Source organism: Campylobacter sp. VBCF_06 NA8, assembly GCF_027737825.1.
In the GTDB taxonomy this organism is placed as follows: domain Bacteria; phylum Campylobacterota; class Campylobacteria; order Campylobacterales; family Campylobacteraceae; genus Campylobacter_B.
On the sequence record NZ_JAOVUB010000007.1, the window covers coordinates 21,468 to 33,683 of the forward strand.

Consider the following 12,216-nt stretch of genomic DNA (forward strand, 5'->3'; position numbering starts at 1 on the left):
TTTTCCTAATCATCGAAATTTAATCTATCACTTCTAGGCGCAGGTGTTTCGCTATGAATTTCATCTTGAATTTCGCCCTGCTCTTCGCCCAAATTTTCCTCGTCCTCATCAAGCTCTGGTTGCAATATCGAGCGCACGCCAGAGTGAGTGATGTACTCATAAACAAAAATTTGCTTCGCTATCAAATTTAGCGCCTCTTGCATAGTGCGAAGCGTCTCGCCCACATCCTCAAAGCACGAATTTAATATCTCATTGACGCTGGCTGGATTTGGCACGAAACTATCCCCCATAGCGTATTCATAGACCATTTTTTGCGCCAGCTCGGTGGCCTCTTTGACATCGTTTGAGCCGTTTGTAAAGGCGTCGTTTTTGTGTATCGCAAGGGCTGCGGTGCCGCTGAGTAGGACTTTGATTTGATTTAGCATTTGGGTTTTGGAGCGGATTTCGAAATCATCGTTTAAAAATTTATCGTTTAAAAGCTCGATTTTATCGAAATTCATCGAATACCAATACGCGATTAGCGCCTTTGCAGCCTGATAAAAGGCTTGGATTTCTTTTTCGTTTTCTGTTAAAATTTGGCTTTTTTGCACACCATAAAAGACCTTTGTGCGCACATTTTCGAAGTCTATTAGCTCGATTTTATCGCTTCCTCTCTCCAACGCCTTCATCGCAGCCTCATTGACAAATGTCGCCACGCCTGCCCCACTAAATCCCACGCAAAGGCGACTTACTTTGGTTATATTTAAATCAAATTTTTTATCTGCAAGGTAAATTTTTAAAATTTCAATCCTGTCTTTGTAGTTTGGGAGTGAGATAAAAATGCGCCTATCAAACCTGCCAGAGCGAAGCAGAGCCTCGTCGATCAAATCAATTTTATTCGTCGCGGCGATGACCATTACACCGCTATTTTCTTCAAATCCGTCCATTTCTGTTAGAAGCTGATTGAGTGTAGCCTCTCTCTCGTCGTTTCGCCCAACGCCCCTTTTACCGCCCACAGCGTCGATTTCGTCGATGAAAATAATCGCAGGCGCGCAGGATTTTGCCCTTGCAAAGAGCTCCCTGACGCGCTTTGCGCCCACTCCGACAAACATCTCAGCAAAACTCGCCCCGCTTTGGTAAAAAAACGGCACGCCAGCCTCGCCGGCTACGGCCTTTGCAATTAGCGTTTTTCCCACACCAGGAGCCCCAATCATCAAAACGCCCTTTGGAAGTTTTATGCCAAATTTTTGGTATTTGAGCGGATTTTTTAGAAAATCTACGATTTGGATTAGCTCGTCTTTGACCTCGCTAATGCCTGCGATATCGCTAAATTTCACATCGCTTTTAACTGGTTCAAATGAGTTTGGTGCGAAATTTTGCGGCGCAGTATTTTGGGCTTGCGAAGCTAAATTTTGCCCTTTTTTACGGCGTGAAAGCACGGTTTCGAAATAATAGACAAAAAGAAAAAATGCAAAAGTGAAAATCACCAAAATCGCGCTGATTGTCATTTCGCCACTATTGCCGTGCGATTTGCTGATAACTGCGTGATTTGCCAGCTCTTTGAGATCGACGATATCGGCTAAAATGCGGTATCTTTTGCCCTCGTAAATGAAATTTAGCGCGCCGTCCTCGATATGGGCTCGCTTGATCAAATCCCTTTGCATAAGCTCGCTAAATTCGCGCTCGCTGATATATTGCGCGTCATCTTTGAAATACACAATACTAAGCAAAACAATAAGCAATCCCAAAAACACAAGGATTAAATTTAGCTTGTTTGCCTTAAATTTCTGCCACATTTGACTCAAATTTGACTTCATAATCTTCTATCCTTACCCATTTTTTAGATAAATCTTTTTCGCTTTTTATCAAAATTTTATTATAAAACTCATCGTATCCTTCGAAAAATTCGCCATTTTTGCGCTCTACTAGCACCGAAAGTGGCGATTTGCGAGCTTTGCGAAACTCGAAATTATTTAACGCTACGATATTTTTAAGCATTTTAAGCCTAGCTTTCGCCACTTCGCCATTAATCCTCCCGCTCATCGAAGCAGAAGCTGTGCCCCGGCGTGGAGAGAAAATAAAGGCGTGCAGGTGCGTAAGCGGGAATTTTTTGAAATTCTCAACCGCCTCGCCCCAGACTTCCTCGCTCTCGCCGGGGTGAGCGACGATGAAATCAGTGCCTAGCGCAAAGCCCCTCTCGCCTAGCTCCAAAAACAGCTCCAAATCCCTAAACGCCGTGTTTCTGCGACGCATAATGCTAAGCATAGTCTGCGAAGTGTGCTGCAAAGCGATATGCAAATGTCGCTCCAAAAAGCTCTCGCCCAAAATTTCACGAAAACTCTCATCAATCTGACTTGGCTCGATTGAACCTAGCCTAATGCGCTTTATGCCTGAAAGGCTGCCAAGCCTTTGCAGCAAAGCCCCAAGCGAAGTGGCGCTATCTTTGCCATAACTTCCGATATTCGTGCCAGTTAGGACGATTTCGCTAAAACCATTTTGGGCTAAATTTCGCGCCTCATTTATAATCAAATTCTCATCGATAGAGCGCGCGCGCCCCCTTACAGAGGGGATTATGCAGTAAGCACACGAAAAATCGCAACCCTCTTGGATTTTGATAAAGGCTTTCGTGTGATTCTCAAAATCGCCGAGCACGCTACTTTCTTTATACTCCAAATCTCCGATATCGTAAAATTTCGTATCTGCGCGCAAATACTCATCAATTTTGGCCTTTTGGCTCATACCAAAAACGCCAAAAATTTGATTTTTTGCTAGCAAATTTTGCCCCTGAGATTTGGCTCCACAGCCTGTTAAAATCACCCTTTTTCCAGCCCTATTCATACGCGAGATATAGCCTCTGACATCGCTATCTGCGCCGTTTGTAACGGTGCATGAATTTACCACAATGATATCTGCTTCGCTCTCATTGCCCACAATCTCGGCATTTTGCACCATTTTTTTGATTAATTCAGTATCGTAAATGTTCGTGCGACACCCAAAGGTCTTAAAATACACCCTCACCTATACTTCCCCCATAGGTGGCTCGTTTGGCTCGAAATTTGGCGCTTTGTTTGCGCCGTAAGTTTTGCCGTTGTAAAGTGTGTAAGCTGGGTAAGCGATTTTGATATCATCTTCTTTTTGCAAGCTTTCTAAAATTTCACTTGAAATATTGCTTCTAAGCCCCAAAGTAGCGTATGAATTCGTCATATACCAAACCGAAATTTGAATACCATAAGGCTCAAAAAAGCTAAAAATTCTAGGCTCGACATTTGGGTTTTTTATGCTGTATTGAGAGCGGAGTTTTGACATTTGCTTTTTGGCGATATCGGTGTAGCCTTTCGAATACTTTCTGACTATGTTTTTGATGATATACATAGCTTTTTTGTGATTGCTATCAAATGTGAGTAAGATATCAATGCCGTCCCAAACGGTCTTTAACCCAGAGTGCGTATAATTAGCCAGCAAATCTGTAAAAATGTAGTTATTCGGTATAAATACAACCCTGCCGGCGCGTTTGTTTTCTCGCCATGTAGTCATCGTAACATCTTCGAAAATCGTCATTCTAAGCACGGAAATATCGATGATATCGCCCACATACACGACGCCATTTTTGCAGACTTTGACGCGATCTCCTACCCTAAATGTGCCGCCAAATACGATTACAAGCCAACCAAGCGAGCTCATAAACATATCCTTCATCGCAATCGCCAAACCAGCCGAAGCAAAGCCCAGCACGGTGACAAAATGCGTCATATTATCAATATACGAAAATAGCAAAATAAGCACGATAATGGTGAAATTTATGACATTTATGATTTTATTTACAAGGTAGAAATTTTCGTCATTTATGACATATCGTTTGGCGATAAATTTGGCTAAAAACGCCAAAGCCAAAACTACGCCAATCCATATAAGGATATTTCCAGCGCGCTTGATTTGCGCCGTGATATCGGCAGTTAGCGCGGTGATTTGGGAGTTGATTTTTTTCTCATACACATCATAAGTCGTCCCAGCAAGCTCGTAAGCAGAGCTAAATTCGCCGATTTCATATTTTAAATTTTCGTAATCTTTGATAAGTTTATCATTTGGTGAAATTTTCTCCACTTTGGCGTATAATTCGGCCTTGGTTTCGAGTTTTTCTATCAAAACCTTTAAATTTTCGATTTTTCGTTTTTGCTCTAATTTTTGCTCTTGCAAATTTCGAATCGTCGAAAAACCTGTGATTATCGAAAAGGGATTGCTCACACGCTCTGGCTCCGGGGTCTCTGGCATAGCGACAATGTCCAAAAATGGGCTTTTTTCATACTCTTTTAAAAGCGAGAGTTGCTCATTTACGGCGCGAAGTTTTTTGCCTACTTCGTTGATCTCGTCCGCGTCGCTTAGGGATTTTTGCTCATCTTGCAGGATTTTTTGCTGTTTTAAAAGCTCTTGGTAACCGATGAAATTCGCAAATCTGCTAACCCAAAGATTGTTTTTAATCTCCTCATCAATCGCCCTAATCTGCTCACCAAGCGGAGCAATCATCGCTACATCGGCACTTTCGCTCGAATTGACATATTCTTTATTTAATCTAGTGGCAGAGCCGTTTTGCTCTAATAAGCTTAAATTTTGCTCTGCTAAATTTTCGCTTAAATTTCCCTCGCCAAAAGCAAAAACAAAAAATAAAAAAAGAGTTAAAAATCTATTCATTGAAACGCTCTTAATGTCGATTTTACGAGATTTTCATCGATATCATCAGATACGAAAAAATCACCAATTCCCTTTGGCATGATGAATTTTATCTTGCCTGAGGCACTTTTTTTATCCAGATAAAACATTTCGTAAAATTTATCTACGCTTTGGATTTTATAACTTAGCGGAAGTCCGAATTTAGCGAGCACTGCGCGAATTTTCTCCGCTTCGTTTGCGCTTAATTTGCCAAGTCTTACAGCCAAATCATTTGCCATAACCATGCCAATCGCCACAGCCTCGCCGTGCAAATACACAGAATAATTCGTCAAATTCTCAATCACATGCGCAAAGGTGTGTCCGTAGTTTAGCACCGCTCTCACGCCGTTTTCGCGCTCATCTCTCGCCACGACACCAGCTTTTATTTCCACGCATTTTGCGATGATATGGGCTACTTCACTATCACTCTTCAAATCATGCTCGCAAAAATACTCAAATAGCTCTTTATCAAATGTTACCGCCATTTTCACAGCTTCCGCCACACCTGCGCCAAATTCGCGCGCTGGCAGGGTTGAGAGAAATTTACTCTCACAATACACGGCGCGTGGTTGATAAAATGAGCCGATTAAATTTTTGCCGAAGCGGTTATTCACGCCTGTTTTTCCGCCCACACTAGCATCTACTTGGGCTAAAAGCGTGGTTGGGATATTTATAAAATTTATCCCTCTTTCATAAATACTCGCGCAAAACCCCGTAATATCACTAATCACGCCACCGCCAAGTGCTATTAGCGTGCTTTTGCGATCTAATTTGGAGCTAAAAAGTTGCTCTAAAATTTGCTCGACGCTGGATAGATTTTTATACTCTTCGCCATCGGGAATTGTGATGATAAATTTCTGCTCGCACTCCAATCTCTCCAACAAATACGAGAGCCAAAGCCCGCTAACCTTGGGGTTTGTGATGATTGCGACCTTGCCAGGAAGTGAAATTTTGGCTAATTCGTCGATAAAAACGCTGTAACTTTTCTCTTTCAAATCAATATCAATTTTCATATTCTAACCCCTTTATTTGCCTTATTGTAGCATAAATTTTGCATTTTTTTACCCCATATCGCATGGAAGAAAAATTTGGTGATTGTGGCTTAGTTTGAAATACATTTTGTCAAGGTCTTTTTTGAAAATCGCTGTCGATTTCGGGGCTAAAATTTTATCGCTAAATGGCACAAACTGCAAGAAATCACTCTCTGAGCTAAGCTCGATTAATGGGTTTTTGCTCATATCATCGTGGATTATGAGCTCTTTTGAGAAAAGCTTTGACAAATTTAGATAATTTTGCACAAACTCTCCACCTTTGCCGCCGTTTTCGTTAAAAATATACAGGTGAATATTCATACCAAGCTGCGAGCTGATATCAAAAACCACGCTTGATTCCTCGTCCATATTCGCTCCGCCATTTACCACCACACTGCGTTTTATCGCGTCTAACTCGCTCTGCCCTAGGCTTAAAATCGGCACGCCAAGACTTTGCAAATAGGCTTTGTTTTTTTCGAAAATCTCTCTCACACACACGACCAAACCAGCCTTATTTTCGCTCACATCGCCGTTTAAATTCGAGATATTTTTCTCTTTATAATCAATTAAAATTTCAAATTTTTCATCATCGCTTTTGGCCTTAATCTCCTCGAAACTAGGCGAAATTTTGGGATTTACCACCCTAATGCAAATTTTGTGATTTTGGAGCCTGCTATCTAGATACTCCACCGCTCTTAGCGTCTTATAAATCGAGCTCTCGCTCATTTCCTTCATATCAATTAGCGCATAAATATTTATCCCAAATGGCGATGGAAACTGGCCGTTTTGCTGTTTGACCTGCGCAAAAACCGCGCGCAAGGCACTTGGCTCGCCCACGACCAAAATCGTATCGTTTGGATAAATCACCGTGCTTTTCGTGGTGATTATGTATGTGTTGTGGCGATAAATCATCGGGATTTTGTATCGCTTCGAGCTTAGAGTGCCTACCTTGCGATACGCAAACGAGCTTCCCACAGGGATTTTTACCTCCATTATCTCGCCCCTGCCAAGTCCTACATACTGCGCAAAAACCGGGCTATCTGGCAAACAACCCATAAAACGAGATGAATTTAGCGATAAAACATTTAAAATTTTAATATGCTTTTCTTCTTTGTATTCTTGCACCAAATCCCAAAAATCCGCGAGATAAATTTCCAAATTTGGCGCAATTTCTTTGAGATTATTCAGGCTCACCCTAGCGTCAAATTCAATGTCCATTATCATTATACACCTATCGAATTCACCCTGATTTACTACTAATTTTAGCCTTTCTATGCTTGTGGGATCGAAAATCTCCACGCTGAAATTTTGCATACCCAAAATCCCCTCAGGCACGCAGGAGCTGTCTTTTGCGATAATGAAGTATTCGTGGATAACATCTTTGGATTTGTAAATTCTATTTAAAAAATGGCGCGCGAAATCGCCACTTGCTATGATTAAAACTTTTTTCATTTTTATCCATTAAATTTTGATTTTTCAAAATTATATCAAACATGGCTGAAATTTAAGCGTTTTTGCAAACTCTTTCAAAGAATTTTAAGATATAATTAAAGGTTAATTTTCACAAAAAAGAGGCTAAAATGAACGATAAAATCACAATTATCGGCGCAAGAGAACACAACCTAAAAAATATAAATTTGAAAATTCCAAAAAATAAATTAGTCGTTTTTACTGGACTTTCGGGCTCTGGCAAATCCACGCTGGCCTTTGATACACTCTATGCCGAGGGGCAAAGACGCTATGTAGAGAGCCTTTCGGCGTATGCTAGGCAGTTTTTAGACCGCGTGGGCAAGCCAGATATCGACAAAATCGACGGCCTAACTCCTGCGATCGCGATAGATCAAAAAACCACATCTAAAAACCCGCGCTCGACTGTTGGCACGATAACTGAAATTTACGATTATTTGCGCTTACTTTACGCTAGAACGGGCGTGCAACACTGCCACCAATGCGGCAAACCAATCTCAAAAATGAGCTCATCTGATATCATCGCCGAGGTTATGAAACTCCCAAATGGCGCGAAAATTTCAATTTCTGCCCCGCTCGTGCGCGAAAAAAAGGGCACTTTTGCTGATTTGATCGAAGACATGCGAAACAAAGGCTATGTCAGAGCCCAGATTGACGGCGTTTTAGTCAGACTTGACGAAGAAATCGAACTAGCCAAAACCAAAAAACACACGATTAAAGTCGTCATCGACCGTGTGAGTATCAGCGAAGAAAACGCCACGCGAATCGCAAGCGACATCGAAAATTCCTTAAAACTTAGCTTTGGCGAGGTCGAAATAGATATCGCAAATGCCGATGAATTAGGGCTTGCGCACGATCATATCCATTACAGCGAACACATGGCATGCTTTGATTGCAAAATTTCATTTACTCCGCTCGAACCGCTGACTTTTAGCTTCAACAGCCCCAAAGGTGCGTGCGAGGAATGCGACGGGCTTGGGATTAAATTTAGCCTAGATTTAGCTAAAATCATAAACGAGGCAAATTCTATCGAAAACGGCGCGATTAAGGTAATGTCAGGGTTTAACAAAAGCTATTATTATAAATTTTTGCTCGGATTTTGCGCGGCAAACGATATCCCCACAGATGTCCCATACGCCGAGCTTGACGAGGCGCAAAAACAGCTCATTTTATACGGAAGCGCGAAAGAGGTGCCGTTTTATTGGAAATCGCACAAGCTAATGCGTAAATTCGAGGGCGCGATAAAATACGCCTATGATTTGCTAAAAAACGAAAACGATTTAGACGAATATATGAGCGAAAAAACCTGCTCTGCTTGTGGCGGACTGCGTCTAAAACCCCAAAGCCTAGCTGTAAAAGTCGCTAGCAAGGGGCTTGGCGAAGTGGTGAAGACAAGCATAGAAGAAAATGTCAAATTCTTTGGCAATGAGAAAAATTTCGCCCATTTTAGCACACAAGAGGCACAAATCGCAGCGCCGATTTTAAAAGAAATCAACGAAAGGCTATTTTTCTTAAACGATGTAGGTCTTGGATACCTGACCCTCGGGCGCGATGCACGCACAATCAGCGGTGGCGAAGCGCAACGAATCCGTATCGCAAGCCAGATTGGAAGCGGACTAAGTGGGGTAATGTATGTCCTAGATGAGCCTAGTATCGGGCTTCACGAGCGCGACACACAAAAGCTAATCAATACACTTAGAAATTTACAGCAAAAGGGAAATTCCGTAATCGTCGTCGAACACGACAAAAAAACCATACAACAAGCGGATTTCGTCGTAGATATCGGACCTGGGGCTGGTAAATACGGCGGCGAGGTCGTATTTAGCGGAAGTGTGGAAAATCTGCTTAAAAGCGATACGCAAACTGCACTTTATATGAACAATCACAAAACGATTGATTACCAAAAAAACCGCCCGCAAAAAGAGTGGTTAAGCATAAAAAATGTCGAAATCAACAATATCCACGGCCTAAGCGCAAAATTTCCTTTGCGAAATTTAGTAGGAATTACCGGAGTTAGTGGCAGTGGCAAAAGCTCGCTCGTGCTTCAAACAATCCTACCAGCGGCATTGGAGGAGCTTAACCGCGCCAGAAATGTTAAAATTCTAAAAAACGCCAAAATTTCAGGCCTGCAAAATTTAGACAAGGTCATCTACCTAGACCAAAGCCCAATCGGTCGCACTCCACGCTCCAATCCAGCCACTTACACTGGCGTCATGGACGAGATCCGCGCGCTCTTTGCGCAGACAAAAGAGGCGATGATGAGGGGGTATAAAATCGGGCGATTTAGCTTCAATGTCAAGGGCGGGCGTTGCGAAAAATGCGCAGGAGAGGGCGAAATCAAAATCGAAATGCACTTTTTGCCCGATATTAGCGTAGTTTGCGACGCATGCGGTGGTTCGCGCTACAACGCCCAGACGCTTGAAATTTACTACAAAAACAAAAATATCGCCGAGGTTTTGGCGATGAGTATCGACGAGGCGTTGGAGTTTTTCAAAGCTGTGCCAAAAATACACCAAAAGCTAAAAACCCTCCAAGATGTCGGCCTTGGCTATATCGCGCTAGGTCAGCCTGCAACCACGCTAAGCGGGGGCGAGGCTCAGCGCGTCAAACTCGCAAAAGAGCTTAGTCGCACGGATACTGGCAATACACTTTATATCCTCGATGAGCCGACCACTGGCCTGCACTTCGCCGATGTCGATAGGCTGGTGCAAGTGCTTCATCACCTCGTGGATTTGGGTAATTCGGTCTTTGTCATCGAGCATAATATGGACATCATCAAAAACTGCGACTATCTCATCGACATGGGGCCAGAGGGTGGCGATGGTGGCGGAAAAATCGTAGCGCAAGGCACACCAAAACAGCTGGCGAAAAACTACAAAAAAACGCGCTCATATACCGGGGAGTTTTTAAACGAGGAATTTGCAGGGTAAAATTTGGGTGAATTTGGGGAAATTTAGCGTGAATTTTGGAGCGAAATTTGGCAAATTTAGTTTAAAATTTGCATGAAATTTGCGCAAATTTTCCCAAATTTTCAGATTTAACCTAAAATTCCTCAGCTAAAAATCTATGATAAATTTCATCTTTGCACGCGCGTGAAATTTCGCCGTTTTTGCAGGCGTTATCTAAAATTTGCAAAAACTCACCCGCAAATTTTGGCTCATCATAAAATTTCGCTATCGCCTCTGTAACCCTGCCTGGCAAATTCGCAAATTTCGGCACAAAATTCGCCCTTGTCTTCAAATTTATCTTTTCGATTTCATTATAAAGACAGCTAAATTTACGATTTATTTTGCGATTTGTGTGAAAGTGTCCGAAATACCACTTTCTAAATTTCACTGATTTTGGGATTTAAATTTGAATAAAAGTGGTGGTTAGAGGCAGAATCGAACTGCCGACACGCAGATTTTCAGTCTGCTGCTCTACCGACTGAGCTATCCAACCACGAAAAAAGAAAAATTATTTTATTTAAACATTGCTTAAATAATGATAAAATTTGAAAAATTCGGCTAAATTTCAGTCAAATTTACACAAAATTTCCAAATAAAGACAAATTTTAGGGTATAATGGCGCGAAATTACAAAATTTACGAAATTTACAAATTTAAGGATTTTTATGAAAGCGATTTTTTCGATTTATATCCTCGCTCTTGGCGCGCTCATCGGTATCGAGCTTAGCCTTGGCGCGCTTGTGGCTCCGACGATTTTTTACCCGCAAAGCCTCATTGGCGAGGGCGTGCTTAGCCACTTCCAAAGCGGTCAGATGATGAGCGCGATTTTTGTCAAATACAACGCCATTTTAATGCCGTTTTCGATAATTTGCCTAATTTTTGAAATGGTGAATTTCAACAACAACAAATCTCAGCCCTTCAACCTAAAACTCTCAACCCTCATGTTAGCGCTCATAAACCTCATTTTAGCGACACTTTTCGTGCTGTATTTCACGGAATTTATCCTTGACGCGCAAAAGCTAGGCGAAGCAGGCACGCAAACAGCCGAATTCGCCCAAATCCACAAAGCCAGCGAGTGGTGCGCCAAACTAATGATAATCGCGCAAACGGTGCTGTTTTTCCTAAAAATGGTGCCGAACTTGCGCATAGGCAGAGGCAATGAAATTTAGGATTTATTACGACGATACCGACGCACAGGGCATCGTCTATCACGCAAACTACATAAAATTTTGCGAGCGGGCTAGAAGCGAGGCGCTAATGCGTGCGGGCGTGAGTTTTTTTGGCGAGCACTCGCATTTCGTGGTGAGCGATTTGCAGGCGAAATTCCTGCGCTCTGCGGTGCTGGGCGACGAGCTAGAAATCAAAACCACGCTCAAAGAGCTAAAAAACGCAAGCGCGGTGCTGACGCAAAAAATCTACAAACTAAAAGATATAAATGGGCGCGAATTTGACGAGCTAATCTTCGCCCAAGATGTCAGAGTCGCATACCTGCAAAACGGCAAACCTGTGAAATTCAGTGACGAAATCGTGGAGTTTTTCAAGGGGTTGTGAGGTTTGGCAGGGCTAAATTTTGCAAATTTAAAATCTAAAAACTTGCTTTTATCTGTCTGAAATTTTAAAAAATTAAAGGGGCTAAAATAAAATTTGATAAAAATATAAAATTCGGCGGGCAAGGATACCCGCCCTGCGGTGCTTAAAACAAAATAAGGAAAACAATAATGAGTAGTATCATAAACGCTTTTATAGATATAGCTTTAAGGCGTGATTTTGCATTATTTCATTATATTTTTTATAATTTATATGTTTTATTTGTTTTGCGTATAAGTGTTGATTGTTTAAAAGATGAATTGAAAGAACAAAAAAAATTGAAAGAAATTTTTAAATGGGGAAGTCTTATTTTAATATCTCTTATAATTTTAACTTGTCTTACAATTTTTGAAAGTAATGGAATATTTTTTTACCTTTGCATTTTTAGCTGGATTTCTACTTTTGCTGTGATAATTTGGGCTTTGATACCTGAAAAATTCATTTCAAATGAACCACAACACAAAAAACCAAAAAAACGAAAAAATGAAAAAGTATCGTAGG

Annotated in this window: 10 protein-coding genes and 1 tRNA gene; 4 read left to right on the top strand and 7 right to left on the bottom strand. The window is 41.6% G+C overall.

Annotated features, from left to right (window positions below):
* Window positions 1-5: 5 nt before the first annotated feature.
* Genes OFO10_RS07870 through OFO10_RS07890 form a run of 5 tightly spaced genes read right to left on the bottom strand, consistent with a single transcriptional unit; the run spans window position 6 to window position 7,166 of the window.
* On the bottom strand, window positions 6-1,796 hold the full coding sequence (locus tag OFO10_RS07870; RefSeq protein ID WP_270866766.1) for an AAA family ATPase: 1,791 nt from the start codon (window positions 1,794-1,796) through the stop codon (window positions 6-8).
* The gene (mtaB, locus tag OFO10_RS07875; RefSeq protein ID WP_270866767.1) at window positions 1,759-2,997 is read right to left on the bottom strand and encodes a tRNA (N(6)-L-threonylcarbamoyladenosine(37)-C(2))-methylthiotransferase MtaB; all 1,239 of its coding nucleotides are present in this window, start codon (window positions 2,995-2,997) and stop codon (window positions 1,759-1,761) included. Before mtaB ends, OFO10_RS07870 begins: the two co-directional genes overlap by 38 nt.
* Window positions 2,998-4,665, bottom strand: coding sequence for a mechanosensitive ion channel family protein (locus OFO10_RS07880; protein ID WP_270866768.1), 1,668 nt, complete (start codon window positions 4,663-4,665; stop codon window positions 2,998-3,000).
* Window positions 4,662-5,696, bottom strand: a complete 1,035-nt coding sequence (gene aroB, locus OFO10_RS07885; protein ID WP_270866769.1) for a 3-dehydroquinate synthase — start codon at window positions 5,694-5,696, stop codon at window positions 4,662-4,664. Before aroB ends, OFO10_RS07880 begins: the two co-directional genes overlap by 4 nt.
* Window positions 5,697-5,744: 48 nt before the next feature.
* Entirely contained in the window at window positions 5,745-7,166 is a 1,422-nt protein-coding gene (locus tag OFO10_RS07890; RefSeq protein ID WP_270866770.1) for a TrkA C-terminal domain-containing protein, read from the bottom strand.
* 128 nt (window positions 7,167-7,294) lie between these two features.
* Between OFO10_RS07890 and uvrA the strand changes: the two genes are divergently transcribed.
* Window positions 7,295-10,111: an excinuclease ABC subunit UvrA gene (gene uvrA, locus OFO10_RS07895; RefSeq protein WP_270866771.1), complete on the top strand. Its 2,817-nt coding sequence runs from the start codon at window positions 7,295-7,297 to the stop codon at window positions 10,109-10,111.
* 112 nt (window positions 10,112-10,223) lie between these two features.
* Here the strand turns inward: uvrA and OFO10_RS07900 are convergent, their stop codons facing one another.
* A complete protein-coding gene (locus OFO10_RS07900; protein ID WP_270866772.1) occupies window positions 10,224-10,517 on the bottom strand; it encodes a hypothetical protein in 294 nt (97 codons plus the stop codon).
* A 29-nt stretch (window positions 10,518-10,546) separates the two neighbouring features.
* Window positions 10,547-10,622 (bottom strand) — tRNA-Phe (locus OFO10_RS07905).
* A 171-nt stretch (window positions 10,623-10,793) separates the two neighbouring features.
* Here OFO10_RS07905 and OFO10_RS07910 point away from each other — a divergent pair.
* The 3 genes from OFO10_RS07910 (at window position 10,794) to OFO10_RS07920 (ending at window position 12,215) form a co-directional block, all read left to right on the top strand.
* Entirely contained in the window at window positions 10,794-11,297 is a 504-nt protein-coding gene (locus OFO10_RS07910) for a DUF4149 domain-containing protein (protein WP_270866773.1), read from the top strand.
* Window positions 11,287-11,679, top strand: a complete 393-nt coding sequence (locus tag OFO10_RS07915; RefSeq protein WP_270865513.1) for a YbgC/FadM family acyl-CoA thioesterase — start codon at window positions 11,287-11,289, stop codon at window positions 11,677-11,679. The genes OFO10_RS07910 and OFO10_RS07915 overlap by 11 nt, the downstream gene beginning before the upstream one ends.
* Before the next feature lie 167 nt (window positions 11,680-11,846).
* Window positions 11,847-12,215, top strand: a complete 369-nt coding sequence (locus tag OFO10_RS07920; RefSeq protein ID WP_270866774.1) for a hypothetical protein — start codon at window positions 11,847-11,849, stop codon at window positions 12,213-12,215.
* Window position 12,216: the final 1 nt, after the last annotated feature.

Coding starts and splice junctions, on each gene's coding strand:
- OFO10_RS07880 (WP_270866768.1), bottom strand. CDS start 4,665: ATGAATAGATTTTTAACTCTTTTTTTATTTTTTGTTTTTGCTTTTGGC.
- OFO10_RS07890 (WP_270866770.1), bottom strand. CDS start 7,166: ATGAAAAAAGTTTTAATCATAGCAAGTGGCGATTTCGCGCGCCATTTT.
- uvrA (WP_270866771.1), top strand. CDS start 7,295: ATGAACGATAAAATCACAATTATCGGCGCAAGAGAACACAACCTAAAA.
- OFO10_RS07910 (WP_270866773.1), top strand. CDS start 10,794: ATGAAAGCGATTTTTTCGATTTATATCCTCGCTCTTGGCGCGCTCATC.
- OFO10_RS07920 (WP_270866774.1), top strand. CDS start 11,847: ATGAGTAGTATCATAAACGCTTTTATAGATATAGCTTTAAGGCGTGAT.
- aroB (WP_270866769.1), bottom strand. CDS start 5,696: ATGAAAATTGATATTGATTTGAAAGAGAAAAGTTACAGCGTTTTTATC.
- OFO10_RS07915 (WP_270865513.1), top strand. CDS start 11,287: ATGAAATTTAGGATTTATTACGACGATACCGACGCACAGGGCATCGTC.
- OFO10_RS07870 (WP_270866766.1), bottom strand. CDS start 1,796: ATGAAGTCAAATTTGAGTCAAATGTGGCAGAAATTTAAGGCAAACAAG.